Origin of the sequence: Leptotrichia buccalis C-1013-b (assembly GCF_000023905.1) — a bacterium.
Classification (GTDB): Bacteria; Fusobacteriota; Fusobacteriia; order Fusobacteriales; family Leptotrichiaceae; genus Leptotrichia; species Leptotrichia buccalis.
Map to the genome: position 1 here is coordinate 1067798 of NC_013192.1, position 20435 is coordinate 1088232.

Consider the following 20435-nt stretch of genomic DNA (forward strand, 5'->3'; position numbering starts at 1 on the left):
TTTTAATTTTCATAATCTTAAATTTCTCATATGTGAGAAAAACTGTCTTTTAAAATGTATCTACTTACAGTATTCACCAATCGTATAATTCCCCAGTTTATCTTCATCAATTTTATAAATACTTTTATTTTCAAGTACAACATAAAAATTCTCACCATCGTTTTCACTATATATCTTTATAACTTTATTTGTTCTACATATATCCAAAATTTCTTGTTGCTGTTTTTCTTGAAGCTCCTGATTATTCCCTTTCTTTTTTTCCAGTTTATCTGATTGATATTTTATTGAAGCTATAGTGATTATAACTAATCCTAAAATTGCTGAAACTTTAATAAATTTTTTCATTTCTCCTCCCCAAATTTTTTATGTATTTTATTTTTCATTCTCTTTATCAAAATCATTACTTTTACTTTTTATCTTATTAATTTCAGATTTCCATTTTTCGATTTTAACAGTTCAATGCCTCCAACAAAAAAATCACAGCCAATCTAAATAACTGTGATTCAATAATTCTTATTTTTTCAATATTTGATTTTCACATGTGAAAAAAACTGCCTATCTCACTTTTTCGTGGTTTGTACTTTAATTTTATCATACCAATTTCTCGGTAAGTCTATGAGTATTTCTGGCTTTCTGTCAACCCATTCTTTATAAAATTTCTCTATCTCAATTTTATTCTTCTTCAAATAATTTTCAAATTTTTCTTTAGTTTCCTCGTTGAAATGCTTGTAGTAAATCCAGAATGTATTCTCAATGCTTCTTTTAATAAATTCTGTCAACGGTATATAGTTTTTATCAATTGAAGCAATCTCCAGTGCCTGATAATAATCATCTCTGTCCTCATTTTTTATTATAGTTATTGGATAGCCATTTTTCATCAATTCCAAGTTCATCAACAACCTACCAGTACGTCCATTTCCATCATTAAATGGATGTACCATTTCAAAGTCATTATGAAATTTAGCAACTTTTTCTATTAAATTTTTATCACTTTCATTAAAGTTGTCTATCAGTTCCTGAAGTTTTTCCTCTACCTGATAAAATGGTGTTGTTTGAAATTTTGCACCCAGTATTGTATTATTTTCCTGCTTAAACCTGCCTCTATTATCCTTGTCATCATTCAGAATCAAAGCATGAAACTCACGTATAAGTCTTATTGACAAGGGCTCTTCTTTTTTCAGAACTTCATTCAAGAAATCCAGTGCATACTCCTGTCCCTTTACTTCATTGTGTTCCTTCAAACTTTTTCCTTTTACTGTTATTCCAAACTGAAGTATTATATCAGTTTCACGTAAAGTTAGAGTATTGCCTTCTATGGCATTTGAATTATATATAAATTCTGTCCTTAAATTATTTTGAAGTTTTCTTAAAATGCCATCATTCAAAGGACGCTCTTTATTTAAAAATTCTTTGAAAATCTCAACCATTTTATTTAATCCTTTCTTCAAATATGTATTGTAAAACAAGTATATCAAATTTTTTTATTTCTTTTTCCGTATTATTATTTCTTGTTTATTTTCGTCATATATAATTTCAACATTTCTTTCTTCAGTATTTATACCAAACTTTTTTAATAATGGAACAGAAAGAGTTGCTTTTGCCCCTAATCCATTCCCCGCTTTTGAAAAAGAAATTTTAGAATTTCGTTTTTCCATTTTATCTCCTTTAATAATACCTAACAGTTTACTTATATCACAGTTAGGTACTATTGTCAATATATTTTTTAAGAATTATTAAATCTCAATTATTAAATTGTCATTGTACTATTAATTTTCCCAAACGTAAGAAAAACTAAAACTTATTAGATACACAGCTCACTTTTATCTTACAAAGTAAACTTTTTTCCTCTTTATCATAATAAACTCCCTTTATTTCATCTACTTTAAGAAAAAATCCTTTATATCCTTCTTCTATTTTTGTATAGTAATTATCATCTTCATTCAGTTTTCTTATTTCCATTCCAATTTCAATTTCACTATCAACAAATATTAGTATTATATTTCCCATATCATAATTTACTTTCTATTTTTATCGTTTATATAAACTTCATTATACAAAAATTTATTTACTAAATTTTTATAATCTATTGCATATTTAATGGGATTAGCTGAAGAAGAAAATATAAAACTAACTAAAGATAATTTGACTAAACACAATATAGCATTTTTTAAAAATAAAGATATTAGCGATGAAGATAAAAAGAAAATGATTGAGTTAATGCAAGAATTTTATTATAAACAAAAGTATGAAAATAAAGATAAATAATTTTGTATTAGGGCGTGTCTGAAAAATAATAAAAATTTTATTTTTTTGAAAAAAATTGTCTCCTTAAAAAAAATTGATATTTTGATACATGAATTTGGAATTTTATATTACATAAACAATGTTTATTAAGTCGAAGAAGCAATAATTTAATAGGAAAAGAAATACAAAATACTTTAAAAATTATAAATTACTAACAAACTGTTTAATTTTTCTCATATGAGAAAATCAGTATATTATTTACAGTGAGGTGTTAAAAATGGGAGTTTATAAAGATGCTGAATGAGGTACTTGGTTTGTAGAATTAAGATATAAAAATGCTTACGGAGAGCCTAAAAAGAAGAAAAAGAGAGGTTTTAAAAAACAGTCGGATGCAAAAAAATGGGAAGCTAAATTTTTAAATTCTCTATATTCTGATCCTGAAATAACCTTTGAAAATTTATATAATGAATACATTAAAGATAATGAAAAAAGATGTAAAAAAACTACTTTATATAATAAGAAATCTTATTTTAAATCACATATTTTACCATATTTTGGTAAAATGAAAATAAAAGATATTTCAGCTCTTGCCATTCGTAAATGGCAAAATGAATTATTAAAAAATAATTATTCCCAAACTTATTTATTTACTCTGCACAAACAATTATCTGCATTTTTTAATTTCGCACTCAAATTTTATAATCTTAAACAAAATCCATGTTCTTTATCTGGAAGTATGGGTGGAAAAAAATCAGAAAATGAAATGAAAATATGGAATTTGGAAAACTTTACTCTCTTTCTTACAAAAGTTCAAAAAGAAGAACCTAAATTAACATTTGAATTGTTATTTTGGACAGGTATGAGAATTGGGGAACTACTAGCCTTAACTTTTGCAGATATAGATTTTGAAAATAACATTATAAAAATAAATAAAACATTGAGTAAAGTAAATAATATTATATTGATAACAGATCCTAAAACTAAAGCCTCCATCCGAAATATTCAATGTCCAATTTTTCTTATAGAAGAAATAAAAAGATATAAAAATAATTTTTATGACTTTAAAAAAGAACAAAGAATAATTAATATGACTAGACATGGCTTAAGTAGATATATAAAAACTTACTCTAAACGTTTAGGATTAGAAAAAATTAGACTTCATGATTTTAGACATTCCCATGCTTCTTTCTTACTTCATAAAAATGTTAATATCTTAGTAATTTCTAAAAGGTTGGGACATGAATCCCCATCAACAACTTTAAATATATATGCACATCTTTTACCTGAATCAAACGATCATTTAAAATTCATTTTGAATGAAAAAAAAAGTTTTGTCCCCAAATTGTCCCCAAATGGAAAAATAGGCTATCATTAGCCTATTATCAAACATCTAATTTGCTCTGTTTTCAATCATTTTTTCAACAAGGTTTCTAGCATGATCTCCAATTCTTGTAAAATGTGACACAACATCTATATAATAAAGTCCAGCTTTTACATCACATTGCTGCTTACTGACCCTTTTTATATGGGCCTTTCTTACTTCCTTTTCTTTGGCATAAAGTTTATTGTGCAAGTCAACTACTGCAAAAGCTTTTTCTGTATCGTCATTTTTTAGTGCTTCTTCGGCTGTTTCAATAATTCTTTTCGAAATTCTGAACAGTTTTTCAATTTCTTGGTGAGCTACATCAGTAAATACTACTTTTTTCTTAATTTCATATCGCACATCTCTTATAATTCCGATTGCATGATCCCCTATACGTTCTACATCACGGCACATATCAAGATACATGCTGATTTCTTCCCCGTCTTTTTCAGTTATATGTTCTTGAGATAATGTTGTTAAGTATTTTGTGATTTCCTGATCAATGTTATTTATTGCATCTTCTGATTTTTCTACTCTTTCTGCATCTTTTTCGTCGTGATCATGGAAAAATTTAACTGATCTTTCTAAACTTTTGAGTGTGATTGAAATCATAGAAAGCATCTCCTGTTTAACTTGTCCCAAGGCAATTGACGGTGCGGAAATTAATGCTGAATCCAAATATTTTGGCTTATGTTCAACTTTATCTTCATCTTTTTCTTTAATTACTTTTACAACTATGTATTCTAATAGTCCAATGAATGGAAATAATAAAATTGTTGTCATGACATTGAATGAACCATGTGCAAATGCTATTGTAACTTTTGGATTCAAATGAAGAATTTGAGCCATTTTTTCTACAAATATAGAAAATGGTGACAATAAGACTAGAAAAATTGCTGTTCCAATTATATTGAACATTGTATGTGATAAGGCTAATCTTTTTGCAGAAGTATTTGCACCAATTACTGCAATTATAGCTGTAATAGTTGTTCCAATGTTATCTCCAAAAAGTACTGGTAAAGCAGCTTTTAGTGTTATAAGGTTTTCTTGATATACATTTTGTAAAATACTTATTGTCGCACTTGAAGCTTGTACAAGCATGGTAATTATAGTTCCAATGAATACTCCTAAAATAGGTTGATGACTAAGTTTTACAGTTAAATCTGTAAATGCTGGTAGATACTTAAGTGGCTCCATTGCACCTGACATTAAAGTTAATGCAAAAAATATTCCTCCAAAACCAAACAAAATTCGACCCAAATTGTTTATGAAATTATGTCTTACAAAAAATAGGCATGCTGCTCCTAAAAATAATATGGGCAAAGCATAATGCGTGATATTAAAACCGATAATGAAAGTTGTAATTGTTGTACCAATGTTAGCTCCCATAATAATCCCTATTGCTTGTCTTAAAGTCAAAAGACCTGCTCCAACTAATCCTATCGTAATAACTGACGTACCTGAACTTGACTGTATTAAAGCTGTTACAAAAATCCCGACTAACACACCTAGAAATGGTGAAGTTGTATATTTATCCAAAATAAATCGAAGTCTATCTCCAGCCGCCATTTGCAGCCCATCCCCCATATATTTTATACAGAATAGGAACAATCCTAATCCTCCTAGAAATCCGAACGCCATCTGCTGATAGTTAATCGTATTGAGTGCTACTTCATTCATCAAATCAATCCTCTCTTAATTTTTTATTTTTTGATTATGATTTTTTGTTCAAAGTTAGAATTTTTAGTCAAATTCTTTCTTCGTTATATTTATATCATATTTTTTCTAAATTTGCTATTATTTTTTACTGTGTATCAAAGTAAAAATTTTGTCTAGTTTGGTTTATAATTTTTAGTAATTTTTATTCAATAAAATTTATATTGATGCGATAATAACGATAATAAAAAGATAATCATTAATTTTAAAGAATAGTGATATTATTAAAACATTTTTAGTATAATTATTGTGTACTAAAAAGTAAATTAATTGTTTTAAAAATAAAACACTTTTATAATATTTGATTTATTGAATTTTAACAATAAATCTTTATGAAAAAAGAAGATGGAATTATGGAAATCCTTTAGGAAAAATTTAAATAATACATAAATAATAAAAATCTTGTAAAATTATTTGACTTAAACTGATTTTTTCTGATATAATGAATTTAAGAAGATAATAAATTTTAGGAGGAATATAAAGATGAAAATTGTAGTTTTCGATGCAAAACCTTATGATATTGAGTTTTTTGACAAATGGAATGAAACGTTTGGAGCTAATATTACGTATTTTGAGGAAAAATTGAGTCTGAAAAACGTGATGCTTACTAAGTATCAAGATGTTGTCTGCACATTCGTAAATGATGATTTGAATGCAAAAGTACTAAATATCCTTGCAAAAAATGGAGTAAGATTAATTGCCGCAAGATGTGCTGGGTATAACAATATTGACTTGAAAGCTGCCCGTGAAAACAGAATTACTGTTTTAAGAGTTCCTGCGTATTCACCATATGCTGTTGCTGAACATTCATTGGCTCTTCTCATGTCAGTAAATAGAAAAACTCACAAAGCTTACAACAGAACGAGAGAAGGTAACTTTAGTTTAGCAGGGTTAACTGGAATGGATTTAAATGGAAAAACTGCTGGAATTATAGGAACTGGTAGAATTGCGAGAATTTTCATAAGAATTTTAAACGGATTAGGAATGAAAGTTATTGGTTACGATAAATTCCCTAATGAACAAGCTGCAAAAGAAGAAAATTTCACTTATGTAACATTAGATGAAATATTTGCAAATTCTGATGTGATTTCATTACATTGCCCATTATTCCCTGAAACAAGACATACAATTAACAAAGAAACTATTGCTAAAATGAAAGATGGCGTTATTATCATCAATGCTGCTAGAGGTGGATTAATTGATACTGAAGCGCTAGTTGAAGGATTAAAAGATAAAAAAATCGGTGGAGCAGGACTTGATGTTTATGAAAATGAAAGCAGTTATTTCTTTGAAGATGAGTCAGCAAGCGTGTTAGAAGATGATTTGCTAGCTAGATTGCTATCGTTTAATAACGTCGTTTTAACTTCTCACCAAGCATTCTTAACAAAAGAAGCGTTAGACAATATTGCTGAGGCAACATTTAACAATATTTTATCTTATGTAAAAGAAGAACCATTGACAAATGAAGTTTGGTACAATGAAGAAACTGGTAAAGTTGTTGAAGGTTTAAGAAAATAATTATCATCTAACAAAATATTTAAAAAAGTTTTTATTTTCTAAGAATTTAAAGAGAGGCTGTTTTAAAGGGCAGCTTCTTTTAATATTTTCCTAAAATTGAATTATAAAAAATTAGAGTTTTAGTAAATTTTTACTTAAAAAGAGAGGTATAAAAAATATGGATTTATTTGAAATAAAAAAACAAAATGAAATAAATGAAATTAATATTGAAGAAATTAGGAGGCATCTTTGACCTTGAAAATTTGAAAATTGAAATAGAAAATTTGGAAAAACAGACATTTGAGCCTGATTTTTGGAATGCTGAAAACAGTCAAGAAATTTTGAAAAATATCAGTGCAAAGAAAAAAATGCTTGAAGAATATGATAATTTAAACGGACTTTTTGAAGATGTTTCTACGATTATCGAGTTTATTGAGATGGGAGACAATTCTTTTGAAAATGAGCTTGAGCAGAAAGCAAAGAAGTTAGAGAATGAAATTGACAATTTTAAGACTAAACTGCTTTTAGATGAAGAATACGATACGAATAATGCGATTCTTACTATAAATTCAGGTGCTGGCGGTACAGAAGCCTGCGATTGGGCAGAAATGCTTTACAGAATGTATGACAGATGGGCTAATCGTCATAATTTTAAAGTAGAAGTTCTGGACAGTCTGGCTGGGGAAGAAGCTGGGATAAAAAGTATTACATTGAATATAAAGGGAAGTTATGCTTACGGCTATTTAAAGGGAGAAAAAGGTGTTCACAGACTTGTTAGAATTTCTCCGTTTGATTCAAATGCTAGACGACATACTTCATTTGCCGCAGTAAATGTAACTCCTGAAATAGAAGATGACGTGGAAATAAATATTCGTACAGAAGACTTGAAAATTGATACGTATCGTGCGAGTGGAGCTGGAGGACAGCACGTAAATACAACAGATTCAGCTGTAAGAATTACACATATTCCAACAAATACAGTAGTTACTTGTCAAAATGAACGTTCACAGCTAAAAAATCGTGAAACTGCAATGAAAATATTAAAATCAAAATTATTTGAACTGGAATTGGAAAAACGGGAAAAGGAAATGGCAGAATTAAAAGGAACCGAATCAAAAATCGAATGGGGAAGCCAAATCCGTTCATATGTTTTCCAGCCTTATAAAATGGTAAAGGATCATAGAACAAAGGCTGAAGAGGGAAATGTGGAAAAAGTTATGGATGGAGACATTGATTTATTTATAAATGAATATTTAAAATATTCTAAATCTTAATAAATGATATGAAAAAATAAAAGAAGTTGAATAGATTTAAAAACGAAGGTTTTATTTTGTGAAAAATAAGAATTATTAATTGGTTGTTGGTTTGTATTTATTTGAACATTCTATTTTTTACTTCCTTTGTAATAAATTTGTATATATTAAATATAAATATATTGTATATAAAATACAAAATAAAATATTAAGTTTGTATATGTTTAAATTCTAATTTAATAATAATATAATAAAATTCATTAAAACAAAAACATAAATAAAGAATAAAAATATCTAAAAAAATAAAATAAAGTCCTTGAATAATTTCAAAAAGTGAAGTACAATTATAGTAAATAATAAAACTTTTTAGAAAATATAAAAACTTTAGGAGGTAATGGAATGGGAACGCCACATATTGGGGCAAATAGAGGAGATGTTGCAGAAACTATATTGTTGCCGGGAGATCCGCTTAGGGCAAAATATATTGCAGAGACATTTTTGGAAGATGTTGTTCAGTATAACAATGTTAGAGGGATGCTAGGATTTACTGGTACTTATAAAGGGAAGAAAGTATCTGTTCAGGGAACAGGAATGGGAGTGCCTTCGATTGGGATTTATTCACATGAACTGATAACTGAATTTGGAGTAAAAAATTTGATTAGAGTAGGAACTGCTGGTTCTTATCAGGAAGATGTAAAAGTTAGGGACGTTGTTATCGCAATGTCGGCTTCAACAGATTCTGCTATTAACAAGTTGAGATTTAATGGAGCAGATTATGCACCTACAGCAAGTTCAGACTTAGTTTTCAAGGCTTATGAAATTGCTAAGGCGAAAGGATTGAATGTAAAGGCTGGAAATGTATTTACAAGTGATACTTTCTATGGAGATGATCCTAATGCTTGGAAAAAATGGGCTGAATTTGGAGTATTATGTGTAGAAATGGAAACAGCACAACTTTATACAACTGCAGCAAAATTAGGGGTAAATGCCTTGACATTGCTTACAATTAGTGATTCATTCATTACTCATGAGGTAACAAGTGCTGAGGAAAGACAAACAACTTTCAATGAAATGATAGAAGTGGCCTTAGAAACAGCATTACAGCTTTAAAATAATTAAAGAAAATAACTAAAGGGAGAAAAAATTAGTGGAATTTTATAAAAGATTAGTTATAAAAATTTTGGAACGTAGTTCAGTTGGATCTGAAAATAGAATTTTGAAAAAGTTAAAAAGCGGGTATGACTTGACACAGAGAGAAATGTCAGAACTTGAAGAATTACTGGAAAATATTTTATAAATAAAGATATTTAATAAATCTTTATCTTTGAGACAAGGGGATTATCCCCTTGTTGTTAATTTAAACTAAAAGAAAGGAAAATAAAATGAAAATAGAAAATTTATATCCTGAAAAAGTTTTTCACTATTTTAGTGAAATTTCAAAAATACCAAGAGGTTCAAGAAAAGAAAAAAAGATTAGTGACTGGATTGTAGAATTTGCGAAGGAAAGAAATCTGGAAGTTATTCAGGACAAGGCATTAAATGTATTAATAAGAAAGCCTGCAACAGTTGGATACGAGGAATATTCACCACTTATCCTGCAAGGACATATGGATATGGTTTGGGAAAAAAATAAAAATACACAATTTGATTTTGAAACACAAGGAATTGAACTTGTTGTGGAAGATGGATACTTGAAGGCAAATGGCACAACACTTGGGGCAGATAATGGAATTGCTGTGGCTTATGCACTTGCGATACTTGACAGCAATGACTTGAAACATCCAGCACTTGAAATTATTATCACAACTGACGAAGAAGACGGAATGAGCGGAGTTAATAACCTTGATTTTGGAATTTTTTCTGGAAAGACGCTTATAAACCTGGATACTGAAGAATATGGACAAGTTTATGTGAGCAGTGCAGGTGGTGCGAGAATCCTTAATGAGTTTAACTTTGATGCAGAAAAACTAGAAGAAGATGATACTGTCATAAGCGTTGATGTGAAAGGGCTTATAGGTGGTCATTCAGGTGCTGAAATTCATTTAGGATTAGGAAATTCAAATAAAATTTTGGCAGAAGTTCTGAATCACTTAAACAAAAAATACACTCTTGCAATAATGGATATTGACGGTGGGGAAAAGACTAATGCAATACCGAGAGAGGCTGTGGCGTTACTGGCTGTGAAACTTGAGGATGAAAAAGTCAGTGATTTTGAAAAATTAGCAAATCTTGCTTTTGAAAATATAATAAAGGATTTTAAAATTATTGATAAAAATCCAGTTATTGAAGTGAAGGAAGTTAAGAAAGAGGAACTAAAAAATCAAGGGAAATTATCAATTTCAAACACAAATGCTGTTATTTCATTTTTCCACGAATTTCCAAATGGAGTTATCTCAATGAGTAAAGATATAGAAGGTCTTGTAGAAACTTCAATAAATCTTGGAGTTATAAAAACTGAAAATAAAGATGGAAAAATTACAATAAAAATTCAGGCATTACCAAGAAGTTCGGTAAATAAATCACTTGAAAAATTACTAAATGATGTGAAGGAACTTTCTGAAAAATATGAAGTGGCAATAAAAGTAAATTCTCCATATCCATCTTGGGAATATCGAAAAGATTCAAAGATTCGTGAAATAGTTGTAAACTCATTTAAAAAAATAACAGGAAAAGATCCTGAAATTAAGGCAATTCACGCTGGACTTGAATGTGGAATTTTTGATAATAATATGGAAAATGTTGATATTATTTCAATCGGACCTAATATTTACGGTGCTCACACTCCTGAAGAGAGAATGGAAATAGAGTCAGTTGGAAAAACTTGGGAATTATTGTTAAAAGTTTTGGAAGATTACAACATTAAATAAAAAAGGAAAAGTTAGAAGGAAATGTTAAATGAAAAAAGAGCCAAGTAAACAAGAAGAAAAATTGAAAATAAAAGAAATTATAGTAGTCGAAGGGCGAGATGACATAACAGCCATAAAACGAGTTGTAGATGCACACATTATTGCCTTAAACGGCTTCTCCGCATTATCTGAAAAAACAATAAATAAAATAGTTGAACTATCAAAAAATAACGATTTAATTTTATTTACAGATCCTGATTTTGCAGGAAAAAAAATTCGTGATACATTAAAAAAATATATTCCAAATATAAAACATGCTTTTGTAAGTCAAAAGGATGCAACGAGAAATGATAATATCGGCGTGGAAAATGCCAATGATAAAGCAATTTTAGAGGCATTAAAAAATGTTGTTACAGCTAATCAAGATGGTAAAAATAGATTTAATATTAGTGATTTGATTGATAATAGATTTGTTTCTGGAAGTAATGCAAAGGAACGTAGAATAATGCTTGGAGACATGCTGAAAATTGGCTATTATAATGCAAAACAGCTTTTAAAGGCTCTTAATTCATTTAATATTTCACGTGAACAGTTTAATGCAGCAGTTAAAAAAATAAATAAAAATGACATATAAATTTAGAATAACTAATCAATATATAAAAATTGTAATAAATATTGAATAAGCAATGAATATCATAAAGCTAAAACAGAATACCTGAAGAGAATTTTTAATTTGATATTTGAACATACGATAGATTTAGAATCTAATCGGTAGGCATGTGTGCAAGGAGGCAAAATAAGAATGAGCGGACCTAAGGTAAGTAAGGCAGAATTAGACAGAATGAGACAAATAGAAGTACAGAAAAAAAAGCAGATTATGTGTGAAATTAAAAATAAAGAGAGGATAGTTAATAATTTTGATATAAGAATTATTGATTCTGATATTCATGAAAAGTTAGCTAAAAAATTTGAAATTATAAGAAAAAGATATTATAAAAGTTTAAATGAATTATCGAAAAAATCTAAAATTAAGATGGAAATTGATAAATTAGAAAGAATAAATGAAAATTCTGAAACAATATTAAGGAAATTTGAGAAGAGTTACGATACGGTATTTAAAAAAATTGAAGAAAATATTAATAAATTAAGTCAAAATGAAATTCAAGAAATAAAAATGAAAATAATTCATTTAGTTGATGAAATTCCAGAAAAAGGGGAAACGGAAACTGAGATCATTTTAAAAAATGTAGAAAAAAATATAAATAAACTGTTTAAAGTAAATAATAAAGATGTTGGAAAAATAAAGAATATAGAATTTCAGGAAATAAAATTAGAAAAACATGATAGAAGAAAGATATTTAGCTTTTCTATGAAAAATAAAAAAGTGAAAAAAAATGAAGAAATATCTTTATCATCTTCCAAAGAAATAGAACAAAATACAGAAGAAATTTTAGATAAACTTTATGATTTTATGAAGTCAGATAAATATACTATAGAAGACAGGCAGAGATTTCTTTGTATGGAAAAAGAAATTCTAGATATAAAAGAAGAAAAAGGAATCACTTTAGAAATAAAAAAATTATTGATATTGGAAAAAAAAGAAAATATAGAAACAAATTTAAAAAGAATAGAGGTAAATAATAAAGAAGTAGAATTTTTATATGATGATTATTTGAAAGAGGCGTACTATATTAATCATCAGAATATAAAATCAATAAGAGAATTTTCATCAAAAGAAGATATAAAAAGTGAGATTGAAATTTTGAGAAAAAAAGGTGAAGAAATATCTAAGAGAGAATATATTAAGGAACAGCTTGATGAAGTTATGTTAAAGCACGGATATAATGTAATTGATTCTGAACATATAGAAAAAGCAAAAGAAGATAACAGATTACTTTATGAAATTGATGATTCTACAGGAATAGATGTTTTTTTATCAGAAACCCAGACTCAGATGGTAACATTAAAAATTGTTGGAATTGGATTTGATGAAGAAATAACAGAAAGAGAATCAGACAGGTTGTACGAGGAGCAATGCAATTTTTGTTCCATGTTTCCAGAGCTAGTAGAAGAATTAAGAATAAGAGGAGTTATACTTAATGAAGTAAGATATAATGAGGCTAATAAAAAGTATAATTCAAAAATCAAAATTAAAAAGAATGATAAGACCAAAAATAAAAAGAAAAAATCAAGAGAAAATATTAATAATAAAAAATATAGAGAAATTAAGAGGTAAATAAAAATGAAATGTCAATATTGTGGTTCAGAAATTGAAGATACAGATAAGGGATGTCCTATTTGTTGTGACACGAATTTAACTGAAGAAGAAACTGTAAAAGGAAAAGTTGAGAAAGAAAATGAAAAAACAAACGAAGAAGGGTTAGAAAATGATGAATCTTCAAATAAAAAAGAGAAATGGATAGCTGAATGCATGGAAGGGCATAAAACAGAAATAGACAAAGATGACAAGGAATTTTATTGTGAAGAATGTGAAGAAAATTATATAATAAGAGATGACGGAATATGTAAAAAATATCCAAAGAATCAAGCAACAGATGTGAAAGATGATCTAAATTCAGACGAAAAAACAAATATTACAAATGAAAGAGCAGTATTAAGCGAAAAACAGAAAAACGAAGAATTAATTTCTTTAATTTGGAAAAATAATAAAAATGAAGTTATTAAAATACCTAAAAAAGGTGGAACTATTGGAAGAGACGGAGATTACGGCTCAAGTTTATTTAATAGATATTATATGAATACAATATCTAGACAGCACATCAAAATAGAATTCAAAGGTGGAGACTGGGTAATTTCTCATCTCAGTAAAGTAAATGATACAGAAATAAACGGAAAAAAACTGGAACATGATTCTTTTCTAATTTTAAAAAATAATGATGAAATAACACTTGCTAAAAAGATTTCTTTCAGAGTGGAAATTAAATAAATGTATATTGACAGAATACTTTATCCGATTCATACTTTAGGTCCTGGAAATCGAGCCGTTATTTGGACGAAAGGGTGCTCAAAAGGGTGTAAAAATTGTTCTAACCCCGAATTATGGCATATAGGAAAAGCAGCAAAGAGCAGAAGTGTTAAGGAATTATTTCAAATTATATTAAATATAAGCAGAGAAAATCGAATAGATGGTATAACTTTTACTGGTGGAGATCCGATAGAGCAATTTGATGAACTGATTGAGTTTATTAAGTTGCTTAAAGAAATAACAAATGATATTTTGGTTTATACAGGAGATTATTTTAAAGATTTAAGTAAAAATAGACAGGAAAAAATCAAAAAAAATATTTCTGTCTTAATTGATGGACCATATATACATGAATTAAATTTTAAATATGTAAATTTAAGAGGGTCAAAAAATCAAAATATTATATACTTTAATAAAAAATTGAAATATAAATATAAGAAATATATGAAAAAAGGCAGAATGATACAGAATATAATTATGGGAGAAAAAATAATATCTGTAGGAATACACGATAGGCAGGAGGAAAGTAACAGTGGATAAAAGACCAAAGTGGCAAAAAGAACTTGAAAGTTTTAAGGGAATAAAATCTACTTTTATAATTGAAGGAAATATAAATGATATATACCCTTATTATTTGGATGAAAATAGTGTTAATTATTTAGATTTAGATTTTCTTTTAACTCAAATGCTTAAAATTGATGAAGAAAGTAAAGATAATGATAAATTAGAATATGATTTTGTATTCTGTAATCCAGTTTTAGGATTTTACAATAAAAGAATTCACACTAATGTAGCTAATGTTTTGAGAGATTTCGATAAATCTGGTAATAATATTTTTAAAAAAGAAAAACCGAATTACATAGTAGATGATATTGAAAAATTTTCAGTTATTGTTAAAGAGGCGATAACAAGTAAAAAAGAAAAACCCGTTGCAGTAATTATCAATTTTGCAGCAAGATACATATCTTCACCCACTTCATTAGATACAAATGAAAATAATATGTTTATAAATCTATTTGAAGCTTCAATGAACGCAAAATCAGTTAAAGGTTATTCAAATACTTTGATATTAGTAGTTGAAAAGTTTAACGACCTTCCTTCCTGGTTTTATTATAATAATCCTAATGTTAGAACTATAACGATACCTAATCCTGATAAGAAAATAAGGCTTAATTATATAGAAAAAAATTATAAAAATGAATTAGAAAATAATATAAAAATTAAGAGCAAATTTATTGATAATACAGAAGGCTTAAAAAATAGAGAATTGAAAGAATTAAAAAATCTTTATAAAAGATATAATAGAAAAGACTCTGATTATACGTTACTGGATGCTTTAACGATGTATAAGTATGGTATCAAGGAAAATATGTGGGAAACAATAGATGAAGAAACAGTAAATAATCTTGAAAATAGTTTAGAAGAGAGAGTAAAAGGGCAGGATAGGGCGGTTAAAAAGGTAAGTTCGGTTATAAAAAGAGCAGTTACAGGAATGTCAGGGTTACAACATTCATCAAATGGAAATAAACCTAAAGGAATTTTGTTTTTTGCAGGTCCTACAGGAACAGGTAAAACAGAGCTTACAAAAGCATTGGCAGAAGTGCTTTTTGGAGATGAAAATAACTGTATAAGATTTGATATGAGTGAATATTCAGAATCTCATTCAGATCAAAAATTATTTGGAGCTCCACCAGGATATGTAGGATATGAAGCTGGAGGACAATTAACAAACGCAGTAAAAGAAAAGCCTTTTTCGATACTACTTTTTGATGAAATAGAAAAAGCTCATCCTTCGATAATGGATAAATTTCTTCAAATTCTTGAAGATGGAAGAATGACAGATGGACAAGGAAACACAGTATATTTCTCTGAATCATTGATAATTTTCACTTCAAATTTAGGGATAACAAAAAAAACAATAGATTCTTCTGGAAATGAAAGAAGAGAACAGTTGGTAAGCATAGATGAAACTTATGAAAGTATGGAAAATAAAGTTATAAATGGAATAAAAGCTCATTTTAAACCAGAAGTAGTTAATAGAATAGGAAATAATATAGTTGTATTTGATTTTATAAGAGATGAAGTATCTCAATTAATTGTAAAATCACAAATAAAGAAAATAAATGAAAATATAAAAAGATTAAAAAAAATAGATATAGAAATTAGTCAAGAAACGTTAGAATACTATTATAAATTATCAAAAGAAAAAAATGTACTTGAAATGGGAGGAAGAGGAATAGGAAATATGATTGAAGAAAAATATATAAATGAGTTATCTAACTATATATTTGATTCGAGAAATGAAAAAGGTAAAATAATTATTTATGTTGAAAATGAAAAAATAAAGTTTAAAAAAGGAGAATAATCTTTATGTTTAAATATTGCTCAAGAAACGATATTGGTGTTTTATACGGTATTAATGATGATAAATTTATGATTAATGATGTTATTGTAGAAACTGGAGATTATAAAGGTGAAGCTGGAAATTATATAAGTGCTGTATTATGTGATGGAGTAGGTGGACAATTAGAAGGTGACAGAGCCGCTTTAGAAACTCTAAAAAATCTAAAAGAAATAATAAAAGAAGATGTTGCAAAAGAAGAAATTATTGAGAAAGTAAAAGAAACTAATGATTTAATAAGAAAGCTTCAAAAAGAGGAAAATAAAGAAAATGGACTGAAAACTACATTAGTTGGGATTTATGCAAATCAAGATGTTTTTATATATTATAATCTTGGAGACAGCAGGGCTTACCGATATAGAAAAGGTTATTTTCAAAGGTTGACAAGAGATGATTCAAAAATACAAGATATGCTGGATAGGGAAATTATAACAGAGGAAGAAGCGATGAATCATCCTGAAAAAAATATAATCAATAAATGTATCGGATATTCAGATGAATGTGAGCTTAATATCTATTCTTCAAATATTGGATTAATACCTGATGATATTATATTTTTATGTTCAGATGGGGTTACAGATGTTATTGATGACGATACATTGAAATCAATTTTTGATAAAAAAGGTTCAATAGAAGAAAGCTTGGAAGAAATACATTCTCTTAGTCTAAAAAATGGAAGTAAGGATAATATAAGCTTAATTATAATCAAAAAGGAGAACCAATAAAATGAGTGATAATAACAGAATACCAACAATGCCACAAAATGAAACTATTGAGAGAAGTGCAACAGTACCACAAAATGGAACTATTGAAAGAAGCGCAACAGTACCACAGAATGAAAACATTGAAAGAAATTCAACAGTGCCGCAAAATATAGATGCTGAAAGAGAATCTACGGTGCCACAAAATGATTTTAATAATATAAGAAATGAAGAAATAGATTTAGATGGAGAAAAAACTTATATTTCTGATAATGGACGTTTAACTTTAAAAATAAAAGATACAGATGAAATAAAAGTAAAAAGTGGAGAATCAAGACTTTTTAAAAATAAAGTTTATAATAATGAGGGAAAAGAAGTAGAAGTACTAATAAAAATTCTTAAAAATATAGATATAGAATCTGATGCTAAAAAATTAGAGAATAGAAAAAAGATTCTTAAGTTAGTATATAAAAAAGGAAAAGAAGTAGAGAAAAATAATTTAGCTAGAGTTATATCTTATGGAAAAGTCATTACAGAAAAAAATCATGAATATTTTGCAGAAGTTTATCGATATTATTCAGGTGGAGATTTGTTTAATAAAGCACCTTTAAAATATGAAGAACTAGAAAAAAATGTAATTCCTTCACTACTTAAAGCTTTGAGATATCTACATAGCCATAATATAGTTCATAGAGATATAAAACCTGAAAATATTTATATTGATGATAAAGGGAAAATATACTTAGGAGATTTTGGAATAGCACGTTATATAGAAAGTAATATAGATTATGATGAAAAAAAATTTGGAACTTTAGGATATGCTGCACCAGAGTTATTACTTCCTAATACAGGAAGAGTTAAAAAAGAATCTGATTATTATTCATTAGGACAGACATTGTATACTTTATTTACAAAAAAATTAATGTATGAGTCTGTTAAAGATAAAAAATTACTTAATGATGATATGATGAGTGATAAATATTATGGATTGTCAAGATTAAATGAACATAAGTTATTTGAAGCTTTAATAAGAGGGCTGTTAAAATATTCTCCTGCAGATAGATTTAATGATAAACATATAGAAAGATTTTTAAAGGGAGATAATACTTTAAAAAGAGAAGTAAAAATGGAAGAAGAGGGTAATTTTGATTTTCCTTTAAGGATCTATGGAAAAACTCTTTGGTCTAAAAATGAAATGTATGACTTCTTAATTCAAAATAAAGATAAAGCAGACGAGATATTAAATAATGAGTTTCTTTCGCAAAATTTTGAAAAAAATAATATGCTGTATGATGCAAAAAAAATGTCAGATATAGAAAGATTATATTTAACTGGAGATAATTTCGAGAAAAAATATCAACTTTTTGAATTATATAAATTTTTAAAAGATGAATATATATTTGTATGGGGAAATGAAGAAATAAAAAACTATAAACAAATTCCCTTTATTCCACATCAAGAGTTAAAACGTCTTCTTCAAAGAGGAGCTATACAAGAATTTTTAACAAAATCAGAATTTGATACTAAATTCATAGAAAGACTTGAAGAAATCAAGAATTATAAAAGTATACTAATAGCTTTTATATTAATAATTTGTTTTGATCCTGATAATAATGGAAAAAATGTAAAAGAATATACATATCGAAGAAAAGATTTTAATGATTTAATCAAAGAATGGATTAATAATAAAAATGAGGCATTGACACCATTATTAGCTTTATTGTATATTAATGGATATGATGTGGATATAAATGAAAATAGCTTTAATATGTTGAAATTTTTAATGGCACTTGAGAAAGAAGCAAAAGAAGATGAAGTCAAATTAAAAATAAGGGAAAAATTTTTAGAAAGAAACATAAACAATATTAATTACAAATATAACAAATTAAAAACCGTAATAAATGACATTAATAGCTCTAAATATGAAGCAACTGGTTTAGAATCACAAGAAATATTAGATAATATTTGTAATTGCCAAATTTTTCTAGAAAAAATGGATATAAACGAAATAATGAGAACCATTAATAATTTTGAAAATAAGTATCAAGAATTTGAAAGAAGATTTGAAAATAACCCATATAGTGTAATAATGAAATCTTATCCTGAAGATGTAATTGTAACAAGACATTATAGCAAATATCCCCAAAATATAGAATTAAGAAAATACAATGAAGATTTTAAAAAAGAAGTCTCTGAAAAAAAATTATCATTGAAAAATTTAACAAAATATCTGGGAAATGTCAGAATAGCACCATTCTATTTAGCTTCGATAATATCATTCATTTTAGGGTATGTCTTTAGTATAAATAATTTGTATGCTAATATTGAAAATGTGGGAATAAGAGATATTCTTCCAACATTTCAGTATTTATTTTATGGAATAGGAGTATATTTTATAATTAAAGCTGTAACTTTTACAATATTACAGATGAGTACAGATTATAAAGTCATTGAAAGAGAATATGATATTCTTTTTGAGAGAACTTTTGGAAATGATTATGAAAAAAATATAGATCGAATATCTGATTTAATTCATAGACAAGCACAAGGAAAATTTGAGGAAGATTATTCTGAAGCTGAGAAAAAATTATATGAATTAGCTAAAAAGTATGGTCAATCTGTCGATAATTATAAAAAAATAAGAAAAATAATAGAAAAAATACAGCATGTACTTCCAGTGTTATCTATGACGTCAATATTGTTTTTTACGTTTAAGAATCTTGATATTTTTGCTAATGAGTATTTCTTCTTTAAAATGTACTGTTATCTTCTATTTCTTGCAACAATATATATATTTGCAATAGAGACGCACATAGACACTTACTTTTCATATTCAGTAAAAATATGGTCAACATTATCAATAATTTCAATAATTGGAGTCTATACTTATAACCGTTCAATTGAATACACTTTAAACTCTTTAATTCCTTGCGGAATAGCAGTAGTACTTTTTGCGATGCTATGGAAGAATATTGAAAAAATTATTGAATCTATTGATACAAGTACTATAAAAGGTGTATTATTTTACATTATGTTAATTCCTGGAATTTTAGTTCCGCTTAGTTTACTAACTACGTCTCAACAAATAGGATGGTTTTATTTTTCTTTATTATTAGCAGTGCCAGCTGCGATTGGAATGTTTTTAAACAGTGGTAATCTTTTTTCAGGATATGTTTTATATAAAATACCATTTGCATTATTGGGATATTCTTTAATAGGAATGACTCAAACTTCGATGTTTAGTTTAACGGGAATTTTCAATGGATTTATAGTACTTCTTTTAGGAGATGTCTTAGTAGTGATTGTTCTGATGATTCTGTTTGGAGTAATTGCATCAATCTTTTAAATAATCTAAAAAATTTTTATTAAATTTTGAAAAATATAGTGGAAAAGATATAGTAACGAATATTTCTATACTTTTCCATAAT

Annotated in this window: 19 protein-coding genes and 1 pseudogene; 15 read left to right on the top strand and 5 right to left on the bottom strand. The window is 27.3% G+C overall.

The window, feature by feature from the left end; genetic code table 11:
* Nucleotides 1-60: 60 nt before the first annotated feature.
* From LEBU_RS04905 to LEBU_RS04915, 4 genes are all read right to left on the bottom strand, one after another.
* The gene (locus LEBU_RS04905; RefSeq protein ID WP_015769230.1) at nt 61-345 is read right to left on the bottom strand and encodes a hypothetical protein; all 285 of its coding nucleotides are present in this window, start codon (nt 343-345) and stop codon (nt 61-63) included.
* A gap of 215 nt (nt 346-560) precedes the next feature.
* Entirely contained in the window at nt 561-1427 is an 867-nt protein-coding gene (locus tag LEBU_RS04910; protein WP_015769231.1) for a Fic family protein, read from the bottom strand.
* Nucleotides 1428-1481: 54 nt separating this feature from the next.
* Nucleotides 1482-1655, bottom strand: coding sequence for a hypothetical protein (locus LEBU_RS11990; protein ID WP_015769232.1), 174 nt, complete (start codon nt 1653-1655; stop codon nt 1482-1484).
* 136 nt (nt 1656-1791) lie between these two features.
* Nucleotides 1792-2007, bottom strand: coding sequence for a hypothetical protein (locus tag LEBU_RS04915; protein WP_015769233.1), 216 nt, complete (start codon nt 2005-2007; stop codon nt 1792-1794).
* 90 nt (nt 2008-2097) lie between these two features.
* On the opposite strand from LEBU_RS04915, the gene LEBU_RS11865 reads away from it, so the two are divergent.
* The 3 genes and pseudogenes from LEBU_RS11865 (at nt 2098) to LEBU_RS04920 (ending at nt 3619) form a co-directional block, all read left to right on the top strand.
* The gene (locus tag LEBU_RS11865) at nt 2098-2265 is read left to right on the top strand and encodes a hypothetical protein (protein ID WP_015769234.1); all 168 of its coding nucleotides are present in this window, start codon (nt 2098-2100) and stop codon (nt 2263-2265) included.
* Nucleotides 2266-2566: 301 nt separating this feature from the next.
* Nucleotides 2567-2851: pseudogene (locus LEBU_RS12435) on the top strand (N-terminal phage integrase SAM-like domain-containing protein); the annotation flags it as partial.
* Nucleotides 2837-3619: a site-specific integrase gene (locus LEBU_RS04920; protein WP_420805370.1), complete on the top strand. Its 783-nt coding sequence runs from the start codon at nt 2837-2839 to the stop codon at nt 3617-3619. The pseudogene LEBU_RS12435 and the gene LEBU_RS04920, both read left to right, overlap by 15 nt.
* Nucleotides 3620-3634: 15 nt before the next feature.
* Here LEBU_RS04920 and LEBU_RS04925 read toward each other — a convergent pair whose 3' ends face one another.
* Nucleotides 3635-5287, bottom strand: coding sequence for a Na/Pi cotransporter family protein (locus LEBU_RS04925; protein ID WP_015769235.1), 1653 nt, complete (start codon nt 5285-5287; stop codon nt 3635-3637).
* A gap of 519 nt (nt 5288-5806) precedes the next feature.
* Between LEBU_RS04925 and LEBU_RS04930 the strand changes: the two genes are divergently transcribed.
* The 12 genes from LEBU_RS04930 to LEBU_RS04980 all read left to right on the top strand — a co-directional run bounded on the left by LEBU_RS04930 (nt 5807) and on the right by LEBU_RS04980 (nt 20353).
* Nucleotides 5807-6841 (top strand): 2-hydroxyacid dehydrogenase, encoded by a 1035-nt coding sequence (locus LEBU_RS04930; protein WP_015769236.1) that lies wholly within the window; start codon nt 5807-5809, stop codon nt 6839-6841.
* A 157-nt stretch (nt 6842-6998) separates the two neighbouring features.
* Nucleotides 6999-8094 (top strand): peptide chain release factor 2 gene (prfB, locus tag LEBU_RS04935; RefSeq protein WP_015769237.1). Its coding sequence is split into 2 segments (ribosomal slippage): nt 6999-7070 and nt 7072-8094, totalling 1095 coding nucleotides; the frame shifts between segments, so codons are not numbered across the junction.
* Nucleotides 8095-8472: 378 nt separating this feature from the next.
* Nucleotides 8473-9183 (top strand): purine-nucleoside phosphorylase, encoded by a 711-nt coding sequence (deoD, locus tag LEBU_RS04940; RefSeq protein ID WP_015769238.1) that lies wholly within the window; start codon nt 8473-8475, stop codon nt 9181-9183.
* Between the two features lie 37 nt (nt 9184-9220).
* Nucleotides 9221-9370: a hypothetical protein gene (locus tag LEBU_RS11995; RefSeq protein ID WP_006803764.1), complete on the top strand. Its 150-nt coding sequence runs from the start codon at nt 9221-9223 to the stop codon at nt 9368-9370.
* Nucleotides 9371-9455: 85 nt separating this feature from the next.
* Entirely contained in the window at nt 9456-10940 is a 1485-nt protein-coding gene (locus LEBU_RS04945; protein WP_015769239.1) for an aminoacyl-histidine dipeptidase, read from the top strand.
* Nucleotides 10941-10968: 28 nt separating this feature from the next.
* Nucleotides 10969-11553 (top strand): ribonuclease M5, encoded by a 585-nt coding sequence (rnmV, locus tag LEBU_RS04950; protein WP_015769240.1) that lies wholly within the window; start codon nt 10969-10971, stop codon nt 11551-11553.
* Between the two features lie 168 nt (nt 11554-11721).
* Nucleotides 11722-13155, top strand: coding sequence for a hypothetical protein (locus LEBU_RS04955; protein ID WP_015769241.1), 1434 nt, complete (start codon nt 11722-11724; stop codon nt 13153-13155).
* A 6-nt stretch (nt 13156-13161) separates the two neighbouring features.
* Nucleotides 13162-13866: an FHA domain-containing protein gene (locus LEBU_RS04960; RefSeq protein WP_015769242.1), complete on the top strand. Its 705-nt coding sequence runs from the start codon at nt 13162-13164 to the stop codon at nt 13864-13866.
* Nucleotides 13867-14445 carry a 4Fe-4S single cluster domain-containing protein gene (locus LEBU_RS04965; protein ID WP_015769243.1) on the top strand — a complete coding sequence of 193 codons (579 nt, stop codon included), beginning with the start codon at nt 13867-13869 and terminating at the stop codon, nt 14443-14445.
* The gene (locus LEBU_RS04970) at nt 14438-16270 is read left to right on the top strand and encodes an AAA family ATPase (RefSeq protein WP_015769244.1); all 1833 of its coding nucleotides are present in this window, start codon (nt 14438-14440) and stop codon (nt 16268-16270) included. Before LEBU_RS04965 ends, LEBU_RS04970 begins: the two co-directional genes overlap by 8 nt.
* A 5-nt stretch (nt 16271-16275) precedes the next feature.
* Entirely contained in the window at nt 16276-17031 is a 756-nt protein-coding gene (locus LEBU_RS04975) for a PP2C family protein-serine/threonine phosphatase (RefSeq protein WP_015769245.1), read from the top strand.
* A 1-nt stretch (nt 17032) separates the two neighbouring features.
* Nucleotides 17033-20353: a protein kinase domain-containing protein gene (locus tag LEBU_RS04980; protein ID WP_015769246.1), complete on the top strand. Its 3321-nt coding sequence runs from the start codon at nt 17033-17035 to the stop codon at nt 20351-20353.
* Nucleotides 20354-20435: the final 82 nt, after the last annotated feature.